21 protein-coding genes and 1 tRNA gene are annotated in these 26877 nt (G+C 43.6%); 15 read left to right on the top strand and 7 right to left on the bottom strand.

Annotated features, from left to right (window positions below; translation table 11 throughout):
* Nucleotides 1-50: 50 nt before the first annotated feature.
* The 8 genes from QEP06_RS04970 to QEP06_RS04935 all read left to right on the top strand — a co-directional run bounded on the left by QEP06_RS04970 (nucleotide 51) and on the right by QEP06_RS04935 (nucleotide 10374).
* Nucleotides 51-821, top strand: a complete 771-nt coding sequence (locus QEP06_RS04970; RefSeq protein WP_251834190.1) for a glycogen/starch synthase — start codon at nucleotides 51-53, stop codon at nucleotides 819-821.
* 20 nt (nucleotides 822-841) lie between these two features.
* On the top strand, nucleotides 842-2404 hold the full coding sequence (locus QEP06_RS04965; RefSeq protein ID WP_285269317.1) for a DUF4270 family protein: 1563 nt from the start codon (nucleotides 842-844) through the stop codon (nucleotides 2402-2404).
* 32 nt (nucleotides 2405-2436) lie between these two features.
* The gene (gene glmS / locus QEP06_RS04960) at nucleotides 2437-4293 is read left to right on the top strand and encodes a glutamine--fructose-6-phosphate transaminase (isomerizing) (protein WP_285269316.1); all 1857 of its coding nucleotides are present in this window, start codon (nucleotides 2437-2439) and stop codon (nucleotides 4291-4293) included.
* A gap of 106 nt (nucleotides 4294-4399) precedes the next feature.
* Nucleotides 4400-5815 (top strand): T9SS ring complex lipoprotein PorK/GldK, encoded by a 1416-nt coding sequence (porK, locus tag QEP06_RS04955; RefSeq protein ID WP_285269315.1) that lies wholly within the window; start codon nucleotides 4400-4402, stop codon nucleotides 5813-5815.
* A gap of 47 nt (nucleotides 5816-5862) precedes the next feature.
* A complete protein-coding gene (gene porL, locus QEP06_RS04950) occupies nucleotides 5863-6549 on the top strand; it encodes a type IX secretion system motor protein PorL/GldL (RefSeq protein ID WP_285269314.1) in 687 nt (228 codons plus the stop codon).
* A 56-nt stretch (nucleotides 6550-6605) separates the two neighbouring features.
* The gene (porM, locus tag QEP06_RS04945; protein ID WP_285269313.1) at nucleotides 6606-8177 is read left to right on the top strand and encodes a type IX secretion system motor protein PorM/GldM; all 1572 of its coding nucleotides are present in this window, start codon (nucleotides 6606-6608) and stop codon (nucleotides 8175-8177) included.
* A gap of 231 nt (nucleotides 8178-8408) precedes the next feature.
* Complete coding sequence (gene porN / locus QEP06_RS04940; RefSeq protein ID WP_251834245.1) at nucleotides 8409-9287, top strand: type IX secretion system ring subunit PorN/GldN; 879 nt, start codon at nucleotides 8409-8411, stop codon at nucleotides 9285-9287.
* A gap of 58 nt (nucleotides 9288-9345) precedes the next feature.
* Nucleotides 9346-10374: an NAD(P)/FAD-dependent oxidoreductase gene (locus QEP06_RS04935; RefSeq protein WP_285269312.1), complete on the top strand. Its 1029-nt coding sequence runs from the start codon at nucleotides 9346-9348 to the stop codon at nucleotides 10372-10374.
* A gap of 32 nt (nucleotides 10375-10406) precedes the next feature.
* On the opposite strand, the gene QEP06_RS04930 is transcribed toward QEP06_RS04935, so the two are convergent.
* Nucleotides 10407-10493, bottom strand: a tRNA-Ser gene (locus QEP06_RS04930).
* A gap of 69 nt (nucleotides 10494-10562) precedes the next feature.
* Nucleotides 10563-11588: an asparaginase gene (locus QEP06_RS04925; RefSeq protein WP_285269311.1), complete on the bottom strand. Its 1026-nt coding sequence runs from the start codon at nucleotides 11586-11588 to the stop codon at nucleotides 10563-10565.
* 239 nt (nucleotides 11589-11827) lie between these two features.
* Here QEP06_RS04925 and QEP06_RS04920 point away from each other — a divergent pair, with 239 nt between their 5' ends.
* Nucleotides 11828-12496 carry a TrmH family RNA methyltransferase gene (locus QEP06_RS04920; protein ID WP_285269310.1) on the top strand — a complete coding sequence of 223 codons (669 nt, stop codon included), beginning with the start codon at nucleotides 11828-11830 and terminating at the stop codon, nucleotides 12494-12496.
* Here the strand turns inward: QEP06_RS04920 and QEP06_RS04915 are convergent.
* Both QEP06_RS04915 and tsaD read right to left on the bottom strand, forming a co-directional pair.
* Nucleotides 12483-13175, bottom strand: a complete 693-nt coding sequence (locus QEP06_RS04915; RefSeq protein ID WP_285269309.1) for an RsmE family RNA methyltransferase — start codon at nucleotides 13173-13175, stop codon at nucleotides 12483-12485. The genes QEP06_RS04920 and QEP06_RS04915 overlap by 14 nt on opposite strands.
* A gap of 5 nt (nucleotides 13176-13180) precedes the next feature.
* Nucleotides 13181-14221 carry a tRNA (adenosine(37)-N6)-threonylcarbamoyltransferase complex transferase subunit TsaD gene (gene tsaD, locus QEP06_RS04910; RefSeq protein ID WP_285269308.1) on the bottom strand — a complete coding sequence of 347 codons (1041 nt, stop codon included), beginning with the start codon at nucleotides 14219-14221 and terminating at the stop codon, nucleotides 13181-13183.
* Nucleotides 14222-14225: 4 nt separating this feature from the next.
* Between tsaD and QEP06_RS04905 the strand changes: the two genes are divergently transcribed.
* From QEP06_RS04905 to ric, 5 genes are all read left to right on the top strand, one after another.
* On the top strand, nucleotides 14226-18998 hold the full coding sequence (locus tag QEP06_RS04905; RefSeq protein WP_285269307.1) for a translocation/assembly module TamB domain-containing protein: 4773 nt from the start codon (nucleotides 14226-14228) through the stop codon (nucleotides 18996-18998).
* A 130-nt stretch (nucleotides 18999-19128) separates the two neighbouring features.
* Entirely contained in the window at nucleotides 19129-19599 is a 471-nt protein-coding gene (locus tag QEP06_RS04900) for an Lrp/AsnC family transcriptional regulator (protein WP_012782105.1), read from the top strand.
* 68 nt (nucleotides 19600-19667) lie between these two features.
* On the top strand, nucleotides 19668-20042 hold the full coding sequence (locus QEP06_RS04895) for a hypothetical protein (RefSeq protein ID WP_251834178.1): 375 nt from the start codon (nucleotides 19668-19670) through the stop codon (nucleotides 20040-20042).
* Nucleotides 20043-20046: 4 nt separating this feature from the next.
* A complete protein-coding gene (locus QEP06_RS04890) occupies nucleotides 20047-20481 on the top strand; it encodes an RrF2 family transcriptional regulator (RefSeq protein WP_251834177.1) in 435 nt (144 codons plus the stop codon).
* Nucleotides 20482-20596: 115 nt separating this feature from the next.
* Nucleotides 20597-21310 (top strand): iron-sulfur cluster repair di-iron protein, encoded by a 714-nt coding sequence (ric, locus tag QEP06_RS04885; protein WP_251834176.1) that lies wholly within the window; start codon nucleotides 20597-20599, stop codon nucleotides 21308-21310.
* Nucleotides 21311-21371: 61 nt separating this feature from the next.
* On the opposite strand, the gene QEP06_RS04880 is transcribed toward ric, so the two are convergent.
* The 3 genes from QEP06_RS04880 to QEP06_RS04870 all read right to left on the bottom strand — a co-directional run bounded on the left by QEP06_RS04880 (nucleotide 21372) and on the right by QEP06_RS04870 (nucleotide 23988).
* Nucleotides 21372-21911 carry a DUF488 domain-containing protein gene (locus QEP06_RS04880; protein WP_285269306.1) on the bottom strand — a complete coding sequence of 180 codons (540 nt, stop codon included), beginning with the start codon at nucleotides 21909-21911 and terminating at the stop codon, nucleotides 21372-21374.
* A gap of 108 nt (nucleotides 21912-22019) precedes the next feature.
* Nucleotides 22020-22967: a transketolase family protein gene (locus QEP06_RS04875; protein WP_251834174.1), complete on the bottom strand. Its 948-nt coding sequence runs from the start codon at nucleotides 22965-22967 to the stop codon at nucleotides 22020-22022.
* Nucleotides 22968-23136: 169 nt separating this feature from the next.
* Nucleotides 23137-23988 (bottom strand): transketolase, encoded by an 852-nt coding sequence (locus tag QEP06_RS04870; RefSeq protein WP_251834173.1) that lies wholly within the window; start codon nucleotides 23986-23988, stop codon nucleotides 23137-23139.
* 178 nt (nucleotides 23989-24166) lie between these two features.
* On the opposite strand from QEP06_RS04870, the gene alaS reads away from it, so the two are divergent.
* Nucleotides 24167-26833: an alanine--tRNA ligase gene (gene alaS / locus QEP06_RS04865; RefSeq protein ID WP_285269305.1), complete on the top strand. Its 2667-nt coding sequence runs from the start codon at nucleotides 24167-24169 to the stop codon at nucleotides 26831-26833.
* The last annotated feature ends 44 nt before the right edge of the window (nucleotides 26834-26877 follow it).

The raw sequence follows: 26877 nt of genomic DNA, 5'->3' as shown, positions 1-26877 counted from the left end.
TTTTGCGCAACAGAATTTTCTGCCTATATCTTAGAACAACGATTGAATTTATGTCGAATCAAAAAATATTGTACGTTACCACAGAAATGTTTCCGTATCAGGAAGATAGCAACATCGGGACTACGGTAAACAAAATGTCGCTGAAAATGCACCAACAAGGCCACGATGTACGTGTTTTCATGCCTAGATTTGGGCAAATAAGCGAACGTAAATTTCAGTTGCACGAGGTGATCCGCCTTTCCGGCATGAATATCATCATCAATGACCTTGATCAGCCTCTCATCATCAAAGTAGCCTCTTTGCCGGGTGAGCGTCTTCAGGTTTATTTCATTGATAATGATGAGTATTTCAAGAGAAAACAGTTTTATCTTGACGACAACAGCGAGCCTTTTTCAGATAACGATGAACGCGCAATCTTCTTTGCACGTGGAGTGATAGAGACCATCAAAAAACTCAACTGGGTGCCGGATGTGATTCATCTGAATGGCTGGATGGCGTCTTTCGTGCCGCTTTATCTGAAGACTTTCTATAAGAACGATGCCTATTTTAAAGATACCAAGATCATTCTATCGGTTTACAACGAAGATGATGCGCCACTGGACGCGTCTGTGGAGCAAAAACTGAAATTTGACAATATTAAGTCACTAAATGCGTTTAGCAATCCTAGTTTCAGACAGTTTGTTATAGAGAGCATGAATCATGTAGACGTAGTAGTGAAAGGCGATGAGTTTCTTCAGGATGGTCTGGAAGAGGCTTTCAACAGCAGTACTGCGCAGAAATTCGACTATTTGGAGGCGGATTCTATCGAGAAATTATACTAAAAAAAATCAACTTTACTTTAATGATAAAAAAATTCACAAAGTTGCTGAATATTGTAGCGTCACTGCTAATAGGAAGCTTTATTTTATGGAATTGCGAACCCGATGCTGATCAGCTCGGGTCTCAGTTTTTTCAGAATGGTGCCACCGGAAACGAAGATTATTTTGACGTGATCGCGTACAATGTATTCAATGGTACACCGGGCGTGCTCAACAGCGATTCTATCCGTACGGATGCTACGAGGCTCCAGAGCGCAACATTAGGCGCGTTCCGTGAACCGCAGTTTGGGCTTCAGAAATCCAGTTATGTGTCTCAGGTAAGACTTTCGGCGTATAGCCCTGATTTCGGGACAAACCCGGTGTTGGATTCCGCAGTGCTTGTAATTAAACCGCTTTATGCTTCAGATTCTGTGCGTACTACTACACAGGAAGATTATATCTATCCAGACGGCGCACTGCCAGCCAAAAAAATGGTAAACACATATCCGATATTAAAATATGGCCAGACCAAACTAAACGGTAAAACGATCTTTAATATTAAAGTTCAGGAAGTAACGCAGTTTCTATTCGCTAATACAGACGCCGCCTACTCAAATAAAGAGGTGTCTACCGGTTCTGTCATCGGAGGCCGTGCGTTCAATGGTGACATCAGCTCGGTTAAAATTACACGTGATTCGGATAATTCTGAACTTTTCAACCGGGACGCTAATCTCCGCATCCCATTGGATTCTACATTTTTTCAGAATAAGATCATTAAAGCCAGCGCCGCAGATTTGGCAGATGCTGCTTCTTTTATCCGTTATTTCCGCGGCGTAAAGCTGTCGGTAGATGAGAATGACGGTTATCTTTTCAATTTCGACCCGAACTCTGTGACCATAAACCTTTATTACAAGAAAAATAAGGCGGCAACAACTACAGGTGAACGCGAAGCCGCGACATTCGCACTGGATTTAGGTGCTGCAAACGCACATTTCAACCAAATTACTTTTGATCGTACCAATACGCCTTCTGCAGCAATCGTTCAACCACAGAATATGGTAGATGGCGAGCCAACTGTCTTCGCACAGGGCATGGGTGGGCCGGGAGTTGGTTTAAAAATCCGCGCCAGTGATATTGCTGTACTTCGTGATATGTTCAACAACGAGAAAATCGGGATTGTATCTGCGAAACTTCGTTTGTACACAGATGTTAATGCATGGAATAATAATTTTAAGAAACCGAATTATTTCGTGGTGAAACAGCAGGGATTGGATACCTTCCTGGAGGATATGACGACGCTTGCGTACGCACCGAATTTCAGTCTTGTGAAAGGTTTTGATTTAGATAAAAATCCTGCTCATTATGATATTGCGATAACGCAAACTTTAAAGAATATCATCGAGAAAAATGTAGAGCCGAAAGATCTTATAATTAATGTCGGTACTTATACTACTGATGCGTCAGGAGGATTGGCGGGTCTTGTTCAGCCTGAATTCGCCCAAACTTACAATACCAGAGCTTATACACCGAACCGTGTAGTTTTGGTAGGTACACGTCCGGGAGATGATCGCGGAGCTAAACTTGTCGTTACCTACGGCAAAAAGTAAATTTTCATTCATTCTAAAAAAAATTAAGTAATATGTGTGGTATTGTAGGATATACAGGTTTTCAGGACGCCTATGAAGTGGTGATAAACGGTTTGCGCCGATTGGAATACCGTGGCTATGACAGTGCTGGTATTGTGCTCGACGGTAAGGAGGATCATCTTTTTCAGGTTGCAAAAACCAAAGGTAAAGTAGATGATTTGGTGGCTATTTCAGGAAATCTTGTGGGGAAGGCTAACGTAGGTATGGGCCACACCCGCTGGGCCACGCACGGGGTGCCGAGTGACAGAAATTCTCACCCACATCTTTCAAATAACGGAAAGATTGCATTGGTACATAACGGGATCATCGAGAACTATGATACCATCAAAATAATGCTGACGGAGAAGGGTTTTACCTTCCAGTCCGAAACTGATACGGAAATCCTGGTAAACCTGATTCAGTATTTCATGGACACAAATCCTGAAACTGATTTTCCTGAGGCTGTGCGTTTTGCTTTGAATGAAGTATATGGCGCATATGCGATCACCGTGATGCATGATGATTATCCGGGACTATTGGTGGTTGCCAGACTTGGTTCACCGCTTGCGATCGGTCTTGGAAACAAGGAATTTTTCATCGCTTCGGATGCGAGTCCATTTGTGGAATTCACCAAGGAGGCTGTGTATCTGGAAGAAGGCCACATGGCTACCATTTCGCTTGAAAATGGTGTTGACATCAGAAATATTCAGGATAACCTGAAGATAGTTCCCGCAGTTCAGGAACTTAAAATGAGCCTTGAGCAGATTGAAAAGGGTGGTTATGAGCATTTTATGCTTAAAGAAATATTTGAGCAGCCGAAATCTATCCACGATACATTACGCGGAAGACTTTTAGTAGACGAAGGCATCATCAAGATGGCCGGAATCTGGGATCACCTTGAAAGAATCAATCAGGCACAGAAAATTACAATTATCGCATGTGGGACTTCATGGCATGCGGGACTTATCGGTGAATACCTGATCGAAGAATTTGCAAGGATACCGGTAGAAGTAGAATATGCTTCGGAATTCCGCTACAGAAATCCGATTATTACCGAAAAAGATGTGGTGATCGCTATTTCTCAGTCAGGTGAAACAGCCGATACCATGGCAGCTATAAAAATGGCTAAAGAAAAAGGTGCATTTATATATGGTATCTGTAATGTGGTAGACTCATCCATCGCGCGGGTTACTGACGCGGGATCTTATACCCACGCAGGACCGGAAATTGGTGTGGCTTCTACAAAAGCATTTACAGCACAACTTACCATCCTTTCTCTTATCGCACTGAAGCTTGGTAAACACAACGGACATCTGAGCAACCAGGAATTCATGAAACTGATTACTGAACTGGATGCATTGCCTAAAAAGATCGAAGAAGTTCTGGAGCAAACCCACGAAATTACGAAGGAAATCGCGAAGCAGTTTGTGGATGCGCAAAACTTCCTTTATTTAGGTCGTGGATACAACTTCCCGGCGGCACTTGAAGGTGCTTTGAAGCTTAAAGAAATTTCCTACATCCACGCTGAAGGTTATCCGGCAGCAGAGATGAAGCACGGCCCGATCGCATTGATCGACGAAAACATGCCGATTGTGATCATTGCGCCAAAACAGGGCCATTACGATAAGATCGTAAGTAATGTTCAGGAAATCAAAGCCAGAAAAGGAAAAGTGATCGCAGTGGTGAACCAGGGCGATACACAGGTTGCGCAAATGGCAGACTATGTGATTGAGTTCCCGGAAACTTCGGAATGTTTCTCGCCGATCGTGGCGTCCGTACCTTTACAGCTATTAGCATATTATATTGCGGTATATCGCGGAGCGAATGTTGACCAGCCGCGAAACCTTGCAAAATCAGTAACTGTAGAATAAAAAAATGCTGGCTGTAAAATAATAATTTCAATTTTACGTTCTGCAAAAAAATCTTCGAACTCATTCCGAAAAATTATATATTTACCGCTTAATTTTTAAAAGTAGCATGAAAAGAGTATTTCTCATATTATTATCGGCATCTGTAATCATTTCCTGTTCCAAACGTGGCAATTCCACGGCTGGAAAGCCCGGCCAGAAGGGTGAACTGGTACCAAAAGGAAAGTCTAAGTCCTTTGTGGCGGAGCGTCCTTACGGCATGGTTTCTATCCCGGCGGGTTCTTACGTGATGGGTCTTGCAGATCAGGACTTCACCAATACGCCGGAGAAAGCTACACTAAAGACGGTAACCGTTTCTTCGTTCTTTATGGATGAAACCGAAATTACCAATGCAGAGTATCGCGTATTCATCAATTATGTGAGAGATTCTATCGCACGTACATTGCTGGCTGAAGCTGCCGGAGACGGTGGTTCTGATGGCGATGGAACTTCAATAGGTGATTTTGCTTATCTGTCTAAAAAAGCGGGCGAAGAGAAAACCGCTTATCAGGAGTTTATGGAATCTCAGGGCGGACGAGATGGCTATGATGAATCTAAAAAACTGGACTGGAGCGTGCCACTCAGATGGCAAACTTCTGACTATCCGGATGCACAGTATGCGGAGGTGTTAGAGTCTATGTACATCCCACCCGCAGAGAGAATCAATAACGAAAGAATCATTGACAGTAGAAAACTTATGTATGCCTACAATTGGGAAGACATAGAATCTGCAGTGAAAGATAAATCCAGAGGTGCAAAATATCTGAAGAGAGAAAGTATCGCAGTTTATCCGGATACTACGGTTTGGATCAGAGACTTTAATTATGCTTATAACGAGCCTCTTTATGACGGCTATTTCTGGCACAGCGCTTACAAAAACTATCCTGTAGTGGGCGTTACCTGGGATCAGGCCAGAGCATTCTGTAATTTCCGATCTAAGATGAAGTCAGATTGGAATGAAAGTCTGAAAAAGAAAAAACAAAAGCCGATGGCCTTCCGTCTTCCTACCGAAGCAGAATGGGAATATGCCGCGAGAGGTGGACGTGAAAACGCTACTTACCCTTGGGGCGGGCCTTATCTTCAGGATGACCGTGGTTGCTACCTGGCCAACTTCAAACCAAAGCGTGGTAATTATATTGAAGACGAGAAAAAGGGTACTTACACTTACACAGCGCCTGTAAAATCGTTTACAAAGAATGGTTTCGGTCTTTATGACATGGCAGGTAACGTAGCAGAATGGACGGAATCTCCATACAATAACGCAACTTACCAGTTTGCATCTACCCTGAACCCACATTTATCAAATCAGGCTTATCGTGAAGTTCGTAAATCTGTACGGGGTGGTTCATGGAAAGATGTAGGTTATTTGCTGATGAATGGTGCGAGGGATTATGAGAGGAAAGATTCTGCACGAAGCTACATCGGTTTCCGAACGGTACAGGACATTCCGGAAGGAACTGCAAAATTTAAGAAAAGAACAAATTAAAAAACAAAAACTACAACGAAATCATTAACTATTAAACTTCCCTCACCATGTTTAAATCTAAAGAAGCTATATACAATTTTATCTATTCATTCGGTGCTGCAATTGTAATCATCGGAGCACTTTTCAAACTTACCCACTGGAGCCTTGGTCCATTGACAGGTAACGTAACCCTGGCTATCGGTCTTATCACAGAGGCGATTATTTTCATCATATTCGCATTCGATGCCCCTAAAACGGAAGAATCTTACGCGTGGGAAAACGTTTATCCTGAGCTACTTGATCGTGAGGCGGCGCCAAACCCAAAACATTCTACTGCAGGTATTCAGTTAGCTGAAGTAAAGGAACTTGAAGTGTCTCTGTCAGATAAGCTGGATAAGATGCTTGAAGATGCAAAACTTGATGTGACACTTTTCGAAAGACTAAGAACAGGTATCGACAAATTTTCGAATTCAGTTGACCAAATCAACCAAACAGTTGATGTTACGGGCTCAACTCAGCGTTACAATGATCAGCTGGTTTTGGCGGCAAGTCACCTTGAAAGCATGAATGCGCTTTATGCATTACAACTAGAGCATGGTCAGTCGCAAGCTGAATACAGCAAAAAATATGTTGAGGATATGCAGAGATCTGCGGCACACTCTGAAAGATTTAACGAAGAGTTGGCTGGCCTTACTTCTAACCTGAACAGTTTGAACCGTGTCTATGGCGGTATGCTTAGCGCAATGAAGTCTTAATTTTCCACCATTTTTTATATTTAAAATTTTAAATTATTTAACAAAATTTACTGAAAATGGCACAAGGAAAACAGACGCCTCGTCAGAAGATGATCAACCTGATGTATCTGGTTTTCATCGCGATGCTTGCGATGCAGATCGACCAGGAAATCATCAGATCCTACAATGATACCAATCAGACGCTTACCGATACAAGAATTCTTGTAGAGAAGAAAAACGATGATATTTTCGAGAAAACCCTCGAAGCAAAAGCAGCAAATACGCCGGATACATATACTAAACCGTTACAGGATTATAAAGGTCTGAAAGAAAGAGCGAATGACCTGGTGGCGTTTATCGAAAGTCTCAAAACCACATTGAAGCAGGAAGCAGAATATGTGGATGGAATTGATGTAAGCGACAACTTCGCCGCGTTGAACAATACAGAGCCTTCCTCTAAAATGTTCTTCAACGGCGCAGATGAAAACAATCCATCAAAATCTTCCGCTGATTTGAAATCCAAAATGGCATCATTACAGTCTTACATTTCTCAGACTTTCGGTAGCAATAGCGACATGGCCCACGTAGTCAATCGTGCTAAAACAACTTTAGCTACAGAATTCCCTAAAGGTCAGACTATCAAAAACAAAAACTGGATCCAGTATAAATTTTACGGTCAGCCACTTATTGCGGCACTTTCAAATCTTGAAGTCATTCAGTCCGAAGCAAGAAATCTTCAGTCTGATGCCTTGATGACTATGCTTCAGGAAAAAGTGGACGCAGATATCAAATTTGATGCTTATCAGGCAATTGTTTCCGCACCTACATCAGTAGTATTGGGCGAAAATGTTCAGGCTAAAGTTGCCATTGGAAATTACTCCAGCAACGTACCGGGCTTGTCAATGCCGGGTCTTACGATGAGCAATGGTCAGGGAGTTGCGAACCTTTCAACAGGTACACTTGGTCAAAAACAGTTTAACGGTAAAATTTCATTCACCGATGTTAACGGAAAAGTAATTACGCTTCCGTACAGCCATACTTATAATGTAGTTGCAGGTTCCAAGGAAGTTGCATTTGAAAGCGGAGCTTTGCTTTCTGCCGATAAGATGCAGGTATTGTATCGGGGCTTACCAAACCCTATTTCCGGTTCAATCTTAGGAGCAGATAATTCACAAACCAGTTTATCAGCTTCCGGAGCTTCAGTTTCAAAAACAGGAGGTGGAACCTGGGTTGTAACACCTGGAGGTGGAGCTACAAGTACGCTGACGATCTCCGGTAGAGGCCCGAAAGGCGAATCTATCTCTAAAGCATTTACTTTCAGAATTAAAAATGTACCGCCGCCGGTTGGTCTTATTCAGGGTAAATCCGTAGTCTCTATGCCGGCAAGTTCTATCCCGAACCAAAAAGTGAGCGCGGATATGCCAGACTTTGATTTCCCTGTAAGCTTCACGGTGAACAGTTTCATGTTCAAAGTACCTGGAAGGGCGGCAATGCAGGTTTCTGGTAATTCGATGAGTTCCGTAGCTGCTTTAACGAAGAATCTACGTTCAGGAGACATCGCATACGTATTTAATATCAACGCAACTGCGACAGGACTTGGAGGTCAGACTTTGAAGCAAATTCCGCCTGTTGTAATAAACGTACAGTAGTTTGCGTTGTAGTAATATCTAGTTTTTTATTAAAAGATTAAAATGAAAAAGGTCATTTTCTTATTTCTTTCAGTCGGTTTTCTGCAGGTGCAGGCACAGGTCAAGAGAAATTCTGCCAATACGAACACGCAATCAACTCAGGCTGCACAGGAACCTGCTGCTCCGGTAGTGGATACTTCGTCTGATGAGCAGGAAGCAGGCAGCGCACCAGTAGATGCGCCAGTACGTTCCATGTCCATTCTAAATGCGAAGTCTCCGGAAGCTTTTCGTGAGTATCGCGAATCCGGTATGATCCAGCAGGGAGATTCTATGGTGTCTGTTCGTAACACACCGTTGAAATATGGCTTTATCGAAGACAAAGACATCCTGAAAAGTATGGTGGTATGGGAAATCATTGATATGAATGATAAGATCAACCAACCTTTCTATCATAATGAAGACGGACTGGTTTCTCAAAATAAATCACTCTATCAGCTGTTGTTTGATGCGATCAATGATGGCCGGATCACTGAGGTTTATGATGACGAAATGTTCCAGACACGTCTGAGCCCTGATGCTATTGCTGCGAGAATTAAAAATGAGGTGATGAGTGATGCGGGTATCGACAGACTGAATGAATCCGGAACACTTACAGAAGAGGAAAAGCGTGAATTTACCAATGTGTACGAGACCAAAACGGAGAATGTGAAGGTTTTGAAGATCAAAGGTATGTGGTATATCGACAGAAGAGACAGCCAGATGAAATATCGTCTCCTGGGTATTGCTGCGATGGGTCAGGATCCGTCGACAATGGGTCAGTTCGGTCCGGACGGGCAGCCGATCGCTTCCAAAGACGAACTTATCGATCTATTCTGGGTTTATTATCCGGATGCGCGTGAAGTTTTGGCCAATTCGGTAGTATTCAATAACAAAAACCTTTCTTCGGATATTACTTTTGATGACATCCTGAATGCGAGACGTTTCTCAACGGTTATTTATAAATCAGATAACGGATTGGGTAACGGTGTCATCAAAGATTATATCCCGCGTGATGCCGATGCTCAGCTTGAAGAAAGCGAGCGAATCAAGGCGCAGATCCTGCAGATGGAAAACGACATGTGGAATTACTAAGCCACAACATAATTTAATTAAACCTGAGTATCTTTGCTCAGGTTTTTTTTATTTAAATATGTCACAGGTAGATTATATTATCGTCGGGGGCGGCTATGCCGGATATTTTTTCGCACATCAGCTTATTTCCGCGGGTAAGTCCTTTGTGTTGTTTTCCGACGAGAAGCCTGGCGCTTCTGAAGTCTCGGCGGGGATCATCAATCCTGTAGTCCTGAAGAGGTTTACCACTTTCTGGCTTGCTCCGGAGCAAATCTCTTTTCTTGAGAAAACTTTAGTTGAAATCGAAAAGTACACCGGCAGGAACTATTTAATAAAAGAAAACATCCGACGTATTTTTCATGACGAAGCTGAAAGAGACCTGTGGCTGAAGAAAGCGGAAACGCCGGAACTTCAACCATTTTTAGATAAAGAAATAAGTACGGTTGACAATATAGAAAATCCATTTGGCGCAGGTTCCGTAAGAAACTCCGCGCGACTGGATGTAAAGGCTTTTTTTGAAGATTTTAAAATATATTTGGCTGGAAATAAACATTTGCGTCAGGAAATATTTAAACATGAAGAACTTGAGACTAACACCTATCATGATATCAGCTTTAAGAATATCGTCTTCTGCGAAGGAATGGGCGTTCAGCAGAATCCCTATTTCAAAGATATTCCCGTACTTCCAAACAAAGGACATCATCTCAAAGTAAGACTTTCCGATCCTTTAGATCATCAATTTACAATCAAGAAAAAGCACTTCCTGTTTCCACTTTTAGGTGATTTGTATTATTATGGCGGAACTTATGACCGATTTGAAACCGGAAATGGAATAAATGATTCCGCTGTTTCGCAACTTAAAAACGGACTCGCTGAATTCTATACAAATGATTTTGAAGTTGCCGCCGTGAATTACGGCTGGCGACCCACCGTGAAAGACCGGCGACCAATCCTCGGCCGACATCCGGAAGAGCCAAACTTTTTTGTTTTCAACGGACTTGGCGCGCGCGGAATTCTTAATGGCTGCTATTTCAGCAAAGAACTGTTTGAATTTATTGAAAACGGCAAGCCGCTGATGCCCGAGGTGGATTTGAAAAGATTCCAATAAAAAAATCCTGAAAAAAACTTTCAGGACTTTAGCAGAGAGGAAGGGATTCGAACCCTCGATACAGTTACCCATATACTACCTTTCCAGGGTAGCTCCTTCAACCACTCGGACACCTCTCTAAATTGAAGACTGCAAAAATAGATTTTTTTGCGCACATTGCAAAGTCTTTAAGACTAAATAATGCGCCGCTAATGATGCTCCAGTGACACTTCACCACACAGACTTTTGTTAAAGTTTTCTGCAAAACTGCCTTCGTAAGAAGGATTTTCGAGCAGATGCATCGCTTTTGTAATCGCGCATTCGGCTGTCATGTCATGGCCGCTTATCGCGCCGACCTTTGTAAAGACATTGGAGTTGGTATATTTTCCGAACGATACCCCACCGGAAACACATTGCGATACCACCACGATTTCTGTTCCACGCTCGCGCAGCAGCTGTAATATCTGTTCAGTTTTTGTTGTGTTGAAAATCGTACCCGACCCGAATACCTGCAGGATCAGAACCTTCATACTTGGGATCTCGGCAAAATGTTCGAGATGCATTCCCGGAAAGATCCGCCAGAAAAGCACATCCTGTGAAAGGTGAGTGTCCACGTTAAAATCTGCATCACGAGAGGGCCTAAGTAAAAAATCTTTCTCAATGTTCAGATGCACGCCAGACTGTCCTAAAATAGGGTAGTTCGGACTTTGATAGGCGTCAAAGTATTCGGCAGAATATTTCAAAGTTCGGTTTCCGCGCAGCAGTTTATACTCAAAGTAAATCGTAACTTCCTGTATTACCGCTTCGTCATTTTCATAAAGACTGGCATAATAGAGACTTGTCAGCAGGTTTTCTTTGGCATCGGTGCGCAGGTCGCCAATCGGAAGTTGCGATCCGGTCAAAATCACCGGTTTGCGCAGGTTTTTAAGCATGAAACTCAGTGCAGAGGCGGTGTAAGACATGGTGTCAGTGCCGTGCAGGATCAGGAAGCCGTCAAAGTTCTCGTAATTCTTTCCGATATAGGTCGCGATTTTTTTCCATTCTTTCGGGCCCATGTCCGATGAATCCAGCGGTTTGCGGAACGGATGTACGGTGATCTCGCATTCAATGAGGTTCATTTCCGGCATCCGGTCAAAAATATGGCTGAAATTGAACGCGCGCAGGCTTCCGGTTTCGTAATCTTTTTCCATACCGATGGTGCCGCCGGTGTAGATCAGAAGAACTTTTCTTTTCATAGATCCAAAAATACGCTATTTACTTAGATTTCCGATGTTCCTTTGGGCGCCTTTATCCGTCTTCCACTCCCGCTTTTTTGCTGCGCTGCGCTGCGCAAAAAGAGCTCCGTTCAAGCCGGGGCGCGGGATATCTTTTAATAAGGAGTGCGGTTTTGTGAATGTAAGTAATTATGCTGTTTAGCACTCTTTTCGGCGCTCGCTTCGCTCGCGCCACCACAAAATTTCATTATTTTTGGTGCATGAATCACGAACACGCCTTCCATTACATCAAACAGTTCCTTACCGACGAGCGGCTTGCCAAAATCGAGCATTACGCGCCCGAAAGTTCAGATTTCGTCTTGCCCGTGATGGAAGATATTTTTCAGTTCCGCAATGCGGCGGCTATTGTACGGTCGGTGGAAGCGTGTGGCTTTCATAAGATCGTGGCGATGGAAAGCGAGAACGAATTCAACCCGAACCTTCGTGTTACGAAAGGCGCGGAAACCTGGGTGGAAGTAGAGAAGCTGCCACACAATCTGGAAAGTTTAAAACAAATTAAAAACCGGGGCTATAAAATTCTGGCGGTTTCGCCGGAAAACAATGCGACAATGCTGCCGGATTACGAAATCAAAGAACCTGTAGCTTTGGTTTTCGGGACCGAAAAAGAAGGTGTGACGGAAGAAATACTGGAATTTGCTGATGAAACTTTGGCAATTCCGATGTATGGATTTACACGGAGTTTCAACGTTTCGGTGGCTGCCGCGATTTGTTTTTATGAGTTGAAACAAAAGCTCATAAAATCCGGGCTTGATTATAAATTATCTGAAGAAAAACTTTGGCAGATGAAACTGCGATGGGCAGTAAATTCTATCGCGAGTGGCCCGCAGATTTTAGAGAAATATCAGCGCGAACAGATTACATCATCTTAAAATAGTTCCACGCAGCGACAAAAACGCCGGCCGTTTCGGTTCTGAGTCTTTGATTTCCGAGAGAAACCGCTCTGATTCCGCGCTCTGCTAAAAGCTGGATTTCTTTATCCGAAAAATCGCCTTCCGGACCAATTAAAAATGTGATGTTTTTTCCCGGATTTATTTCGTGCAAATCAATTCTTTCCAGATTTTCGTTACAGTGCGCCACAAATGTCGTTTTGGGATCGAGCGTTTTTATGAAATCTGAGAACCTTACCAGATCATTCACCACCGGAAAATGAAATCTCAGACTTTGTTTTGACGCAGCGATACTTTGCTTTCTGAGTTTATCGATGTTCAGATTTTTTCTTTCTGTTTTTTCAGTTTGAATCAGACTGACTTCTGAAACCGCCATTTCTGTGGCCTTTTCGAGGAAAAACTCAATTCTGTCGATGTTTTTTGTCGGTGCGATCGCAATATGAAGGTGGGTTGAAAATTTCGGCAGGTTTTCGCTGATTTCTGTCGTGTCTAATGAAATTTTCTTGCCCTCAAAAGCCAAATTTCCTTTTGCAAGATTCCCTTTTCCGTCGGTGACGAAGATTTCCTCGCCATCACGCATACGCAGCACTTTTGAGATGTGGGTTTGCTCCTCATCATTAATCTTTACTTCCGGAAATATTTCGCCATAAAACAGTTTCATATCTGCTAATCTTTTGTTTTGAAACTTTCTTCAATATCGTACCGTGCTGTTGCAGATACCGAAAGGTCAGCGAATTCACCTTTATCGAATTTCAGTTTGGCAACCATCGCAATCATTGCTGCATTATCGGTTGTATATTCGAATTTCGGGATGTAGATGTTCCAACCAAGCTTCTCTGCATTCTGCTGCATAGCTTCCCGAAGGCCTGAATTGGCGGAAACACCGCCAGCGATGGCTACTTCATTGATGTTTAAATCCTTCGCAGCCTTTTCTACTTTAAGCATCAAAATCTCAATAATAGATTTCTGCACGGAAGCACATAGATCAGCCAGATTTTCCGTTATAAACTCCGGGTTTTTCTTCACCTCTTTTTGGATAAAGTACAATACAGATGTTTTTATTCCGCTGAAGGAATAGTCGTAGTTTTCAAGCCGCGGTTTATTGAATTTGAAAGCATCGGCGTTACCGGTTTTTGCAAGTTGGTCAACGATTGGTCCGGCCGGGTAATCGAGTCCGAATATCTTCCCGATCTTATCAAATGCTTCACCTGCCGCGTCGTCGATCGTTTTGCCGATGATTTCCATGTCGAAATAGTCGCGCACCAGCACTATCATAGTATGTCCGCCTGAAACCGTAAGGCACAGAAAAGGAAACTCCGGCGATTTCTCATTGGCATCATCGATGAAATGCGCTAAAATATGGGCCTGCAAATGATTGACTTCAATTAACGGCACATCAAGACTCATCGAAAGCGATTTTGCGAAGGAAGTTCCCACAAGCAGCGAACCTAAGAGTCCGGGACCGCGTGTGAAACCGACAGCCGAAATATCTTTTTGTTGTATATTTGCTTTGTTCACCGCTTTGTGAACCACGGGGATAATGTTTTGCTGATGCGCGCGCGAGGCCAGCTCCGGAACTACGCCGCCATATTCATTATGGATTGCCTGGCTGGCTGCGATGTTCGACAGAATTTTATTTCCTTTAATGATGGCCGCCGAGGTATCGTCACAAGATGATTCGATGCCTAAAATTATTGATTCGCTCATAAGAATGGCAAATTTAGATAATAATAACGATAACAAAGAGAAGAAATCGGTAGCCGAAAACATCGGCGACTCCGTGCAAAAGGGCGTAGATAACCTGCAGAATACCGTAAAGGATGCTACCCAACTGGCCTCCGATGCGATAAAGCATCCGATAGATACAGCCGGCGAATTCGTAGGGCAGGCCGCAAAGGATGTTACCAGCTACAAGTGGTGGGCAAAACTTCTGCTCGTTATTTTTTGGGTCGCACTTTTCATCATTACTTCCGTTCTTGTACTTATCAGTTTGCCTTCCACTAAAAACTGGGCGGCACAGAAGGTGATCGCCAAACTGAATAAAGACCTTAATTCCCAAATGTCTTTTGAAAGCGTAGATGTCAACTATTTCGGCGACATCCACATTCATAAAGTCGGGATCAAAGACCATAAAAATTTTCAGTTTCTGAAAGCGGAGGAGCTTTATGCAGATTCAGATTGGTTTTCGATTATCAGCAACTCGCGGAATATGCAGTTCCAGTCTTTGTCACTGAAGAAAATGGATCTGAAAGTGATTACATACAAAGGAGACAGCATCTCGAATTTTGTGCGTTTCGTGGATTTGTTTAATACGCCCACGCCCACTACTCCGCGCCGCGAACCTTTCCAGCTGAAATCGCGCGTATATATTACAGATTCTAAGGTTTCAATCATCAACCAAAATACAGGTGGCGAGGCGGGAAAATGGCTCACGGCAGAAAATCTTAACCTTATTGTACCCGAACTGCGGGTAAACGGCTCGAACGTATTTGCACAGATCAACAATCTTCGTTTCACCACGGAGCGCTGGGGAAAAAAGCATTATGTAGATACTTTCGCCGCGGATCTGGCATTGACCAAGCGTTTTCTTTCACTTAAAGACCTTACGCTGAATACGGATAATTCGCTCCTGCAAGGCGATATTAAATTTAATCTGAACAACGGATCGTGGGCAGATTTTGCTGATCGCGTGCGCTGGGATCTTTCATTGAAGCCCGGAAGCCAGATCAGTGGTTATGACATAAGTTATTTCGTTACCAATTGGGATAATTATAAACCAATCAATATCTCAGGTAATATGACGGGCCCGCTAAACCGTTTTTATCTGAATGATTTCCTTGTGAGAAATCAGCGGGTGAATATCCGTACCAATACGATGAAGGTAGCCAACATCCTAAAAGGTAATTTCCAGATTGAGACCAACACACTGGCCACCGATTTCACGTATAAAGACCTGAAAGCGATGATGCCGACCTTCATTTCCACAAAAATGAAAAATTTCGCCGATGATTTTGGCAGGTTAAAATACAACGGTGCCGTGCGTGTAACTCCGAAACAGGTGTACGTGCCTAATGCGAGACTGATCACAGGCATCGGACAGGCGAAAATAAGTAATTTCTACCTCGATGATTTCAGTACAAATGTGCCGAAATATCGCGGCTACGCGGAAGTAAACGATCTGAACACAACAGTTATCACCAAAATGCCGCAGGTCGGACTGATTTCCGGCAAATTTAATCTGCAGGGCCAAAGTTTCGATGTGAATACGATGAAAATCCGCACCCGTTCTCAAATCTCGAAGATTGAGATCATGAACCGCGAGATTAATAATGTTTTTCTTGACGGCGTGCTGGATCACCGTACTTATAAAGGTTTGGTAACGCTGAATGACGATCAGGCCAAAGGTACTGTCAACGGATTTGTCGATTTTAAAACGAGTAGGCTGGCCGCGGACGTGAAGGCTGATGTGAAATATTTAAATCTTAATTATTTCACCGGAGGTTCCGGGAATCAGATTGTGAGCGGTTTTGTTGACGGCAAAATCTCGATGACAAATCTGAACGACCTAAATCTGGATGCGGATCTTCGGAACGTGAATTTCGCCAGCGGTAACCAAAACTACGGAATTCCGAACGCAAGCGTGAAAGCGTATGTGCAGAACGGAAACCGCATTGTATCAGTAGATGCGCCGGGTGCCGTGCGCGGGCAAATTTCCGGCCGTTACAATCTTGCAGACCTTACAGGAATGATACAGAACGGTCTCGGAAAGATTTTGGTGGGTCCGCCACCGCGTAAAATCTACCGCGGACAGTATTTCACCATGGATTTTGCGGTGAGCCAGGGTTTGGTGAATTATTTTGAGCCTAATCTTGAAATTCCGCGCGGGGCCTCGGTTTATGGTTCTTTTGATGGTACATCAAATAATTTGATTTTAAATGTTGACGCACAGACATTGAAATATGTGATGACCAAAAAGCAGGAAATCACCGAGGCAGACCGCGCTCTGGCTGCTTCCAATCCGGCCTACCGCATTACGGATCGCGACAGAGTTACAAAAGACAGCGCAATGGTCGACAGTCTGATGGTGCGTATCAATACAGCAAATCTTGACGAACAGATATTTGCGAGAATTGGTAGGGTAGAGTACAACACGAATATCTTAAAAGACATCACCCTGAGCGGGCGGAACGAAAATAATCAGGTGCTGCACATCGCGGCTTCATTCAGACATGGGTCCCCCGAAGATGAAGTGAAGCAGACCATGAAGCAGTATGCCGTAAATCTGAACCAATCTACCAATGCCGCCGGTGACTATGTGTTCCGCTTTGAACCTACCGCCGTGAAATTCAATGATGTGGAATGGAACGTGGATACCAGCGCCGCAATGAATCACTCAATAACCTACAGGCGGCAGGCTGGTGATTTCCTTGTGCAGAATCTGCGGCTCTACTCAGACAGCAGCGAACTGTTGCTAAGCAACGCGGTCTTTAAGTCTGCGAAAGATTTTTCGGCCGCGGGCGAAGTGCGGAATCTGGACATCGCGAAAGTATTTGCGCTGATGAACACAGACAACAGCATGGCGATGCAGGGCACAGCGAACGGTACTTTTGACATCAAAATGAACCGTAACAATCTGCAGCCGCTGATCGATCTGAATATTACCGATATCATGATGAATGGTAATGACATGGGCAATGTGGTGATTTCGGCGAAACAAAGTACTGTTCCTAATGTTTTCGATGTCGAGGCACGTGTCGTATCAGCGGGAATCATTGGAAATAATTCACTTTTCCTTTCGGGAACCATTAATAATAATACTTCGTCGCCAACGATGGATGTTACGGCCAACCTCAATGATTTTGACCTCGCTTTCGCACAGGAATTCGTGAAAGGTGTGTTCGGCAATCTGCGCGGAAAAGCCTCGGGTGACCTGAAGATTTCGGGTGCATTGGCTAACCTTGATTACAGTGGTGACATCGCGGTGAAGGATTTTGGTTTAAAACTGAATTTCACAGGCGTAGATTATTCGCTGGACGATACGGTGATTTCGCTTTCCCGCGGACTTGCCATCCTCAATGACATCGGTGTGAAAGACGGCCGCGGCAACTCAAGTGGCTCGATTTCCGGGGCGATTCAGTTTCAAACGCTTTCATCGATGGGTGTCAACCTTGTAATGCGTGCGGATAATCTAATGCTTCTAAACACAACTCAAAAAGATAACGACCTCTTTTGGGGCCGTGTGTATGGTTCGGGAACACTCTATGTTGACGGGCCGGTTTCAGCGCTGAACATCTCCACACCTGAGATGACTGCTCTGAACAACAGCGTATTTACATTTAATTCTAATTCCACTTCAAATGTGGAGGAATTTAAGATGCTACGCTTCCTAAAACGTGATGATTCCGGGATCGTAACTGCCGAGGAGAGACCGCGTTCGAGCGCAAACATAAACGTTGATTTCACCATTTCATTAGACCGCGGCACAACCGTGAATGTGCTTGTAGGCGATGATATCGGTGATATTACCGTTCGTGGTGTAGCGGAAAAATTAAGATTCAGAATGGCTCGTACGGGAACCATCGCGATGAACGGCGATTATTTTGTGGACAGCGGGACTTTTGTTTCAAAAGCCATCCTCAACCGTACCTTCCAAATTACCAAAAACAGCAGCATACGTTGGGACGGTGATGCTATGTCGCCCGAGCTGGATATAAATGCAACCTACCTCCGCACGGTGAGCAACGCCGGCGCATATCTGAATATGGGAAGCCTGCAGCCGATCAATGTTCTTCTTTCTACGAAGATCACACAGACCCTGAACAATCCTAAGATTGAACTTGGAGTATCTGCACAGGACGTTTCGAGCAGTCTGCGTGAAACTTTAGCCGAGAAAATGAGCAATGAGGATGAAAAGATCATTCAGTTTGGATCGGTGTTGGTGATGAACAGTTTCAATGTAGGGAATTCGGCTTTCGATATCAATCTTGGAAATACGCTGGAGACATCCGGTTACAATATGCTTTTCAAGCAACTTGGATCCGTTCTAAACCAAATCAGCAATGAGTTTCAGGTGGATTTGAATTATTTGAAAGGTGACACCAATTCAAACAGTGGCGACCGGGCCAATGCGAGTGTAAGTTTCGCACTTTCACCGCGCGTCACGGTGAAAACCGGCCTGGGAATACCGATCACAAAAAGCGAAAATACCAATGTAGATTATCTTTCGGGCGAGGGTATTATAGAATATGACTGGTCTAAGAAAAATGACGGAACGCGTTTGCTTAGGGCTTATTCAAAACCTACCAATATCGGGCTGAACGGTGCGGGCGCTGCAAATGCGGGTGCTAATCAAAGCTATGGAGTTGGGGTTGTGTACAGTAAAAGTTTCAATACAATCTTTAAAAGGAAACAGAAAAGTAAAAAAGCCGTGCAGGAAACTGGCGATACTAAAAACGATTCCTCTATAAAAGATACGTTAAAATAGGGATATACTAGCTAATACATAATAAAGCGTTAAAAGTTGTTAAAAAGAAATGAAATTTTTTAGTATTAATATTTATTTGTAAATTTGCAAAATTATTAATCGAAAATTATCAATCTTACAATATTTAACAATGAACTATCAGTTAGACGAAATAGATAAAAAAATCCTGGATTTTTTAGTTGAAAATACCCGTATGCCTTTCACAGAAATCGCTAAACAAATGGAGGTTTCAGCCGGTACAATTCACGTGCGTGTAAAAAAGATGGAAGATGCCGGAATTATTTTAGGCTCTTCGCTTAATATCGATTACGCAAAACTTGATTATCATTTTACGGCATTTATCGGCATTCTGCTTACAAAAAGTAACCGCACACAGGAAGTTTTAAAGGAACTTACTACCATTCCGAACGTAATCGAGGCCAGCGTGATCTCCGGAAAGTATAACATTTTCTGTAAAGTCCGTGCGAAAAATACCGAAGATGCAAAGCGAATTATCTATCAGATCGATGATATCCAGGACGTGATGCGTACAGAAAGTATGATCTCGATGCAGGAATACATGTCTGATAAAAACCGTCTGATCGACGCTGTTTCTATCTAAATTACATTGACAATCTTATTACATGCGAAACTTTTGATGCCTATCAAAAGTTTCGTTATTTTTACACTATGAATGACGAATTTGCGGACGAAAGCCCAAAAAAGGACATAGGTTTCCTGCTTTCACTCGCAGCACTGCTGCTTTTCAGCCTGATGGGTGCAGGTATTGATTTTGATGAGTATCTACAGAAAGCCGAACTTGGGATTCCTGATTTTTATTTTGTACTGATCTTTTTAACCGATCTTCTCATGATCGTCGGGCTTGCGCTCATTTTCATGTATCGTAAGATAGGCGCCTATCTTTTCCCGGCTGTCGTTGTACTGCATTTTCTGCTGCACAACTATTATCTCAGCACATTTCTGTACACGGATGTGACCAATCTCTTCCTGTACATAACGGTTGGATTACTGGCCTTCATCCCGAAATGGAAATTTTTCAAATAAAATCATGTTTTCTAAAGCCTGCGAATACGCCATAAAAGCTGCAATCTATATCGCGCAGCAAAGCCAGCAGCAACGTACCGTGAATGTGAAGGATGTATCGCTTTCGATCGATGCACCTGTAGCTTTCACAGCCAAGATTTTGCAGGTTCTATGTCGTGGCGGCATTTTACAGTCAGTTCGTGGAAAGCAGGGTGGTTTTTTCTTCGACACTGAAAAGCAGGCGAGACATCGGATCTTTGATGTGGTACGGCTAATCGATGGTGACGGTCTTTTTACTAAGTGTGGCCTCGGTTTACATCACTGTTCAGGTGAAAATCCCTGTCCGGTACATGATGATTTCAAAGTTGTGCGCGAGAAACTCTTTGAAATGACGCAGAAGCACACTTTTAAGGATCTGGCTGCACAAACCGAAAACGGACTGGCCTGGCTACGTAATTAACCCTAAAAATTCATGTCAAAAATCACTTCTTTAATCCTCTAAAATATAATAGGATAAATTTGTCCGAATTAAAAAGTATGTGTAAATTTGCTCTATAATTATTAAACCACATACAATGCTGACCCAAGAAAAAACCATAGGCGATTACGTTGCAGAAAATTTCAGAACTGCGCAGATCTTTAAAAAATACCATATCGACTTTTGTTGTAAAGGTGGCCGCACGATCGAAGAGGCCTGCGAAAACAAAAAAGTAGAACCGGAAACGCTCTACCGCGAACTTGAAGAAATTTCCACCCAAAAATCTGAAGATATCGACTTTACGTCCTGGCCGCTGGACCTGCTTGCAGATTACGTTGAGAAAACACATCATCGCTATGTGGAGGAAAAGACGGCGATGCTGATTCCGTACCTCAACAAGCTTTGCAAAGTTCATGGTGACAGACATCCGGAGTTGTTTGAGATCAACAGACTTTTCCTCGAAAGCGCGCAGGATTTAGGAGCCCACATGAAAAAAGAGGAACTTATCCTGTTCCCGTTCATCCGTAAAATGGTGGCAGCAAAACGCAGCGGAGAAGTACTAGTTCAACCGCATTTCGGAACTGTAGAGAATCCCGTTGCGATGATGAAAGACGAACACGAGGCTGAAGGAGACCGTTTCGAAAAGATTTCTGAACTTACGAACGGATACCAATTCCCGGTGGACGCTTGCGGTACATATCAGGTAACCTTCCGTATGCTTGAAGATTTTGAGAACGATCTTCATAAACATATTCACCTAGAAAACAACATTCTGTTCCCGAAAGCGATTGAGCTTGAAAAGACATTCTAAGTTATTTTTTTAATTGTTTAATTTGACGAAACCGTTTCAACTTTACAGTTGGAGCGGTTTTTTAGTTGGTAGAAACATCGTCGCTGCCGTATGTTAATTTACCGTCATACACTTTTGCCGGTGAAGTATAAGGGTGCTCAGTGGCTTTACCTTCAGACATGATGTGTAAAACTTTCCAGCCCTGCGCTTTCAGATAATCTGAAACCAGCGAACGGTGACAGCGCCACCAAACCGCTTCGGAACACATCATCGCTGTTGGTTTATCGTCGGCCAGTAATTTTAGGCTTTCGGCCCCGCTTTCAAAAGTTTCCGTCTCCATATAGTCTGCATACGCCTGAAACGATTTGTTGCGCCACGCCGTGTTTTTGGAGGTTTTCAATTGTTTTCGCCGTCCGCCGAGATCTTCCAGATAAACATATTCGACGTCGTTTTCGTTTAAATTTTTCCTGAGTTGTTCCTGATCAAAGTGAGGTAACTTCCGCGAGCCCGGCATTTTGCGGATGTCGGCTAGTACTTTGATGCCGAAAGAATTAAGCAAGGCTAAGAACTCCTCAAATGATCTCGTGGAATGTCCGATAGTATAAACGGTATTTTTGTCCATATACTTTAAGATTGATTGCAGTAAAACTAGCACTAAAATTTTTGGCGCGATCAGGCACAAAAAAAGCACGCCAAAAAAGACGTGCTTTATTTTCAAAAATAAATGGAATTATCTTGCCATAATTTTTTTCACTGCGTTTTTCACCGCTTCAGCGTCAATATTGTACTTTTTCATCAGTTCCGCAGGCGTAGCAGATTCACCGAAAGTATCATTTACCGCCACGAATTCCTGAATTGTAGGTCTTTTACGGGCGAGCATTCCGGCAACAGACTCGCCTAAACCGCCTAAATAATTGTGTTCTTCAGCGGTTACGATCTTACCGGTTTTTTTCACTGATTTCAGTATGATTTCTTCGTCCAGTGGTTTGATTGTGTGAATGTTGATCACTTCGCATGATATGCCTTCTTTCTCAAGTTCGTCAGCTGCTACCAAAGATTCCCAAACCAAATGTCCGGTAGCGACGATGGTCACGTCTGTTCCTTCCTGCAGCATAATTCCCTTACCGATTTCAAACGGCATATCTTCCGGAATGAAAACCGGAACCACCGGACGGCCGAATCTCAGATAAACCGGACCCTCAAAATCGGCGATTGCTAAAGTTGCAGCTTTGGTCTGGTTATAGTCGCAAGTGTTAATAACCGTCATTCCCGGAAGCATCTTCATCATCCCGATATCTTCCAAAACCTGGTGCGTCGCGCCGTCTTCACCTAATGTAAGGCCTGCATGCGAAGCACAGATCTTCACGTTTTTGTTTGAATAGGCGATTGACTGACGAATCTGGTCATAAACTCTGGATGTAGAAAAGTTGGCGAACGTCCCCGTGAACGGAATTTTTCCGTTGATGGTAAGTCCGGCCGCGATGCCCATCATGTTTGCTTCTGCAATACCGACCTGGATGAATCTTTCGGGTGCTTTCTCGATGAATTTTTCCATTTTAAGCGAGCCGATGAGGTCTGCGCAAAGGGCAACGACGTTTGGGTTTTTATCAGCCAGTTCAGCTAAACCGGCGCCAAATCCGCTTCGTGTATCTTTTTTTTCTGTGTATGTATATTTCATTTGATTCTTGGTTTTTTCCGGATTTTCTCCGGATGTCTTTGATGTAGGAGAGGTCTTCTGAATGATAATCTTTTTGCAGCCCGACCTGAGCGAAGCTCTTTTTATCTGATGGCGAAGCCGCCAGGTAAAAAAGCGGGAGCGGAGGGCGGAAATGTCTGCCCAAAAAAAATTAGTAATCCGCCGGTGCTTCCAGGTAAAGTTGCTTGATGCCAAGTGCAAGTTGCTCATCGTTCGGCGCTTTCCCGTGCCAAGCGTGTGAGCCCATCATATAATCAATTCCAAAGCCCATTTCCGTATTGAGGATGATCACGACAGGTTTTCCGTTGCCGGTCTCAGATTTTGCTTTTTCCAGGATCGCTATTACGGCCTCCATATCGTTGCCGTTTTTCTCGTTCAAAACCTTCCAGCCGAAAGCTTCGAGTTTTGCATGTAAATCTCCTAAACTTAAAACATCATCTACATCTCCGTCAATCTGGCGGTTGTTGTAATCGATCGTGGAGATCAGATTATCAACTTTGTTATGAGCAGCGAACATCAGGGCTTCCCAAATCTGGCCTTCCTGCAGTTCTCCGTCGCCATGAAGCGTATAGACAAGCGACTTGTCGCCATCCATTTTCTTTGCGAGCGCCGCACCTACAGCTACCGAAAGTCCCTGCCCCAGCGATCCGGAAGCAACGCGCACACCCGGCAGACCTTCATGGGTAGTAGGGTGACCCTGAAGTCTTGTGTTGAGTTTTCGGAAAGTCTTAAGTTCCTCTACCGGAAAAAACCCGAAACGTGCGAGAGTGGAATAGAAAACCGGTGAAATATGCCCGTTTGAAAGGAAAAAAAGATCTTCATCTTTTCCTTCCATAGTGAACGGAAGCTTATAATTCATCACTTTTCCGTAGAGGGCGGTAAAGTATTCGGTACAGCCCAAACTTCCACCGGGATGACCGGAATTCACTGCGTGTACCATTCGAATAATGTCCCTTCTGATCTGTGTTGCAAGAGATTTCAGCTCTTCAATACTTTTGCTCATTATGTATGATTTGTTTGGAGGCGAATTTACGAATTTTAGTGCGTTTAAGCGGCAGTTTTAGACTGATAAATTCCAGTTCCGCGGGATATTTTGAATCTACCGGGCGGCGCGTGAAAACTCCGTCAAAAATCATTAAATTTGCGCACATTCAAACTTAGCCATTATCCAATTGCTTACTATGACTTCACAACAGATCCGCCAGCAGTTTTTAGATTTTTTCAAGGCAAAAAATCATCTTATCGTGCCATCTGCCCCTATCGTGCTCAAAGATGATCCCACGCTGATGTTCTCGAACAGCGGGATGACGCAGTTTAAAGATTATTTTTTGGGTTATAAGGAACCAAAAGCACCACGGATCGCTGATACGCAAAAATGTCTGCGTGTTTCTGGAAAGCATAATGATCTGGATGATGTAGGTCGTGATACGTATCACCACACGATGTTTGAAATGCTGGGCAACTGGTCTTTTGGCGATTATTTCAAGAAAGATGCAATTGATTTTGCCTGGGAGCTTCTTACGGAAGTTTATAAAATTCCGAAAGAGGATCTTTATGTGACTATTTTTGAAGGCGATGCCTCAGAAGATCTTGCGCGCGACCAGGATGCGTATGATTTCTGGAAAAAACATGTAGACGAAAGCCGTATCATCAACGGCAATAAAAAAGATAATTTCTGGGAAATGGGTGAGAGCGGACCATGCGGACCGTGCTCAGAAATTCACGTGGACCTTCGCACTGAAAAGGAAAAAAAGTCGGTTTCAGCGCTCGAACTCGTGAATAATGATCACCCACAGGTAGTGGAAATCTGGAATTTGGTTTTCATGGAATTTAACCGGAAAGCAGACGGGACACTCGAAAAACTTCCGGCACAGCACGTGGATACCGGAATGGGTTTCGAACGTCTGTGTATGGCACTTCAGCGAAAGACTTCCAATTATGACACCGATGTTTTCACGCCGCTGATTGAAAAGGTAGAGCAACTTTCAGGACTTAGATATACTGGAATTCTGGCTGACGAAAAAGATATCGCGATCCGTGTGGTTGTAGATCATATCCGTGCGGTGGCATTTGCCATTGCCGATGGACAGCTGCCTTCGACCGGTGGCGCGGGCTATGTGATCCGCCGGATACTGCGTCGCGCAATCTCTTATTCCTACCGTTTTTTAGGAATGAACGAAGCGTTTTTATTCGAGTTGGTGGCTGTGCTTAATAACGAGATGGGCGGTTTCTTCCCGGAACTTAGCCGTCAGCAGAAACTCGTGACTGAGGTAATAAAAGAGGAAGAAATCTCGTTTTTGAAAACGATTGAATTGGGCCTGAAAAGGATTGATTTAGTCATTAATGATACCCTTTCGAAAAATGAAAAGTCGCTTCCGGGCGCGGCGGTTTTTGAACTTTACGATACTTACGGTTTTCCTGCAGACCTTTCAAGGATCATCGCGGAAGAAAAAGGTTTGACCGTGGACGAAGCAGGCTTTAATGAAGAAATGGCGAAGCAGAAAGAACGCTCGAAAAAATCGTCGGCGCAGAAAGTTTACGATTGGGTAATACTGGAGGAAAAAGAGCAACAGTTCGTAGGTTATGACCAAACGGAAACCGAAACCTACATCACGCGATACCGAAAAATTGAAAATAAAGACGGTGAATATTACCAAATTGTCTTGTCTAATAGTCCGTTTTATCCGGAAGGTGGCGGCCAGGTAGGCGATAAAGGTCTGTTGGTTCCAAGTTATGCTGAAGGATTTAACATTGCGAAGCCTGAACTTTATTTCAGTGCAGATTTAAACGTTTCAGAAGATTTAATAGAAATCCTTGAAACCAAAAAAGAAAATAACCTGATTATTTCACTGATAAAAGATTTGCCTAAAGATGCCGGCGCTGTTTTTTATGCGAAAGTAAATACGGGCGAGCGTCGCAATACCCAGGCAAACCACTCAGTGACGCATCTTCTTCACGAAGCGCTGAGAGAAGTTTTAGGAACGCATGTAGAGCAAAAAGGTTCGTTTGTAGGACCGGAATATCTGCGTTTCGACTTTTCGCACTTTGCCAAACTTAGCGAGGATGACTTGAAACTGGTAGAGCAGAAGGTGAATCAAAAAATAAAGGAAAATATTGCGCTGGAGGAATACCGCGATATTCCGGTTGCGGAAGCAATGGCGAAAGGTGCAATGGCCCTTTTCGGCGAGAAATATGGTGATACCGTTCGTATGATCCAATTTGGAAGTTCAAAAGAACTTTGCGGCGGTACACACGTGAAATCTACCGGCGAGATTGGGCATTTCAAGATTGTTTCCGAATCTTCTACAGCCGCGGGAATCCGTCGTATCGAAGCGATTTCCGGGGATAAATCTGCGGCATATTTCCAGAATCTTGAGCTGCAGCTCAGCGAAATCTCACAACTTCTGAAATCTAAAGACCTTGTAAAATCGGTTGAGAAATTAATTTCGGAGAATTCGGCATTAAAAGCAGAAATCGAATCACTCAAAAAAGAAAAGGCGCAGGGCGAAACGGCCAACTGGAAAAACGACTTTATAGAAAAAGGTGACCATAAACGTTTGGTGAAGAAAGCCTCACTGGAAGCCGGAAGTGTAAAAGACATCGTGTTTCAGCTTAAAAAAGAGGTGCCGAGTTCAATCATTATCATTATTTCAGACGCCGGAGATAAACCGATGATCACGGTGGGTGTTTCTTCAGACCTTGAAAGTACATACCATGCCGGAAAAATTGTAAAAGAACTGGCCAAAGAGATACAGGGCGGCGGCGGCGGTAATCCGGGGTTTGCCACAGCCGGAGGTAAAAACCTGGCGGGCATTGATGCCGCTTACCAGAAAGCTTTGGAAATTTAAAGAAATCAATACTTACAGTAATAAAAAAATCCCGGACAGACATG

The sequence above is a fragment of the Kaistella rhinocerotis genome, assembly GCF_030243905.1.
In the GTDB taxonomy this organism is placed as follows: Bacteria; Bacteroidota; Bacteroidia; order Flavobacteriales; family Weeksellaceae; genus Kaistella; species Kaistella rhinocerotis.
The sequence above is the reverse complement of the archived record's forward strand: the minus strand, read 5'-3'. Positions and strand labels throughout refer to the sequence as shown.

Bases quoted from the DNA above. Each gene is read 5' to 3' on its own strand.
- QEP06_RS04970 (WP_251834190.1), top strand. From the start codon at position 51: ATGTCGAATCAAAAAATATTGTACGTTACCACAGAAATGTTTCCGTAT.
- QEP06_RS04965 (WP_285269317.1), top strand. From the start codon at position 842: ATGATAAAAAAATTCACAAAGTTGCTGAATATTGTAGCGTCACTGCTA.
- glmS (WP_285269316.1), top strand. From the start codon at position 2,437: ATGTGTGGTATTGTAGGATATACAGGTTTTCAGGACGCCTATGAAGTG.
- porK (WP_285269315.1), top strand. From the start codon at position 4,400: ATGAAAAGAGTATTTCTCATATTATTATCGGCATCTGTAATCATTTCC.
- porL (WP_285269314.1), top strand. From the start codon at position 5,863: ATGTTTAAATCTAAAGAAGCTATATACAATTTTATCTATTCATTCGGT.
- porM (WP_285269313.1), top strand. From the start codon at position 6,606: ATGGCACAAGGAAAACAGACGCCTCGTCAGAAGATGATCAACCTGATG.
- porN (WP_251834245.1), top strand. From the start codon at position 8,409: ATGTCCATTCTAAATGCGAAGTCTCCGGAAGCTTTTCGTGAGTATCGC.
- QEP06_RS04935 (WP_285269312.1), top strand. From the start codon at position 9,346: ATGTCACAGGTAGATTATATTATCGTCGGGGGCGGCTATGCCGGATAT.
- QEP06_RS04925 (WP_285269311.1), bottom strand. From the start codon at position 11,588: ATGAAAAGAAAAGTTCTTCTGATCTACACCGGCGGCACCATCGGTATG.
- QEP06_RS04920 (WP_285269310.1), top strand. From the start codon at position 11,828: ATGAATCACGAACACGCCTTCCATTACATCAAACAGTTCCTTACCGAC.
- QEP06_RS04915 (WP_285269309.1), bottom strand. From the start codon at position 13,175: ATGAAACTGTTTTATGGCGAAATATTTCCGGAAGTAAAGATTAATGAT.
- tsaD (WP_285269308.1), bottom strand. From the start codon at position 14,221: ATGAGCGAATCAATAATTTTAGGCATCGAATCATCTTGTGACGATACC.
- QEP06_RS04905 (WP_285269307.1), top strand. From the start codon at position 14,226: ATGGCAAATTTAGATAATAATAACGATAACAAAGAGAAGAAATCGGTA.
- QEP06_RS04900 (WP_012782105.1), top strand. From the start codon at position 19,129: ATGAACTATCAGTTAGACGAAATAGATAAAAAAATCCTGGATTTTTTA.
- QEP06_RS04895 (WP_251834178.1), top strand. From the start codon at position 19,668: ATGAATGACGAATTTGCGGACGAAAGCCCAAAAAAGGACATAGGTTTC.
- QEP06_RS04890 (WP_251834177.1), top strand. From the start codon at position 20,047: ATGTTTTCTAAAGCCTGCGAATACGCCATAAAAGCTGCAATCTATATC.
- ric (WP_251834176.1), top strand. From the start codon at position 20,597: ATGCTGACCCAAGAAAAAACCATAGGCGATTACGTTGCAGAAAATTTC.
- QEP06_RS04880 (WP_285269306.1), bottom strand. From the start codon at position 21,911: ATGGACAAAAATACCGTTTATACTATCGGACATTCCACGAGATCATTT.
- QEP06_RS04875 (WP_251834174.1), bottom strand. From the start codon at position 22,967: ATGAAATATACATACACAGAAAAAAAAGATACACGAAGCGGATTTGGC.
- QEP06_RS04870 (WP_251834173.1), bottom strand. From the start codon at position 23,988: ATGAGCAAAAGTATTGAAGAGCTGAAATCTCTTGCAACACAGATCAGA.
- alaS (WP_285269305.1), top strand. From the start codon at position 24,167: ATGACTTCACAACAGATCCGCCAGCAGTTTTTAGATTTTTTCAAGGCA.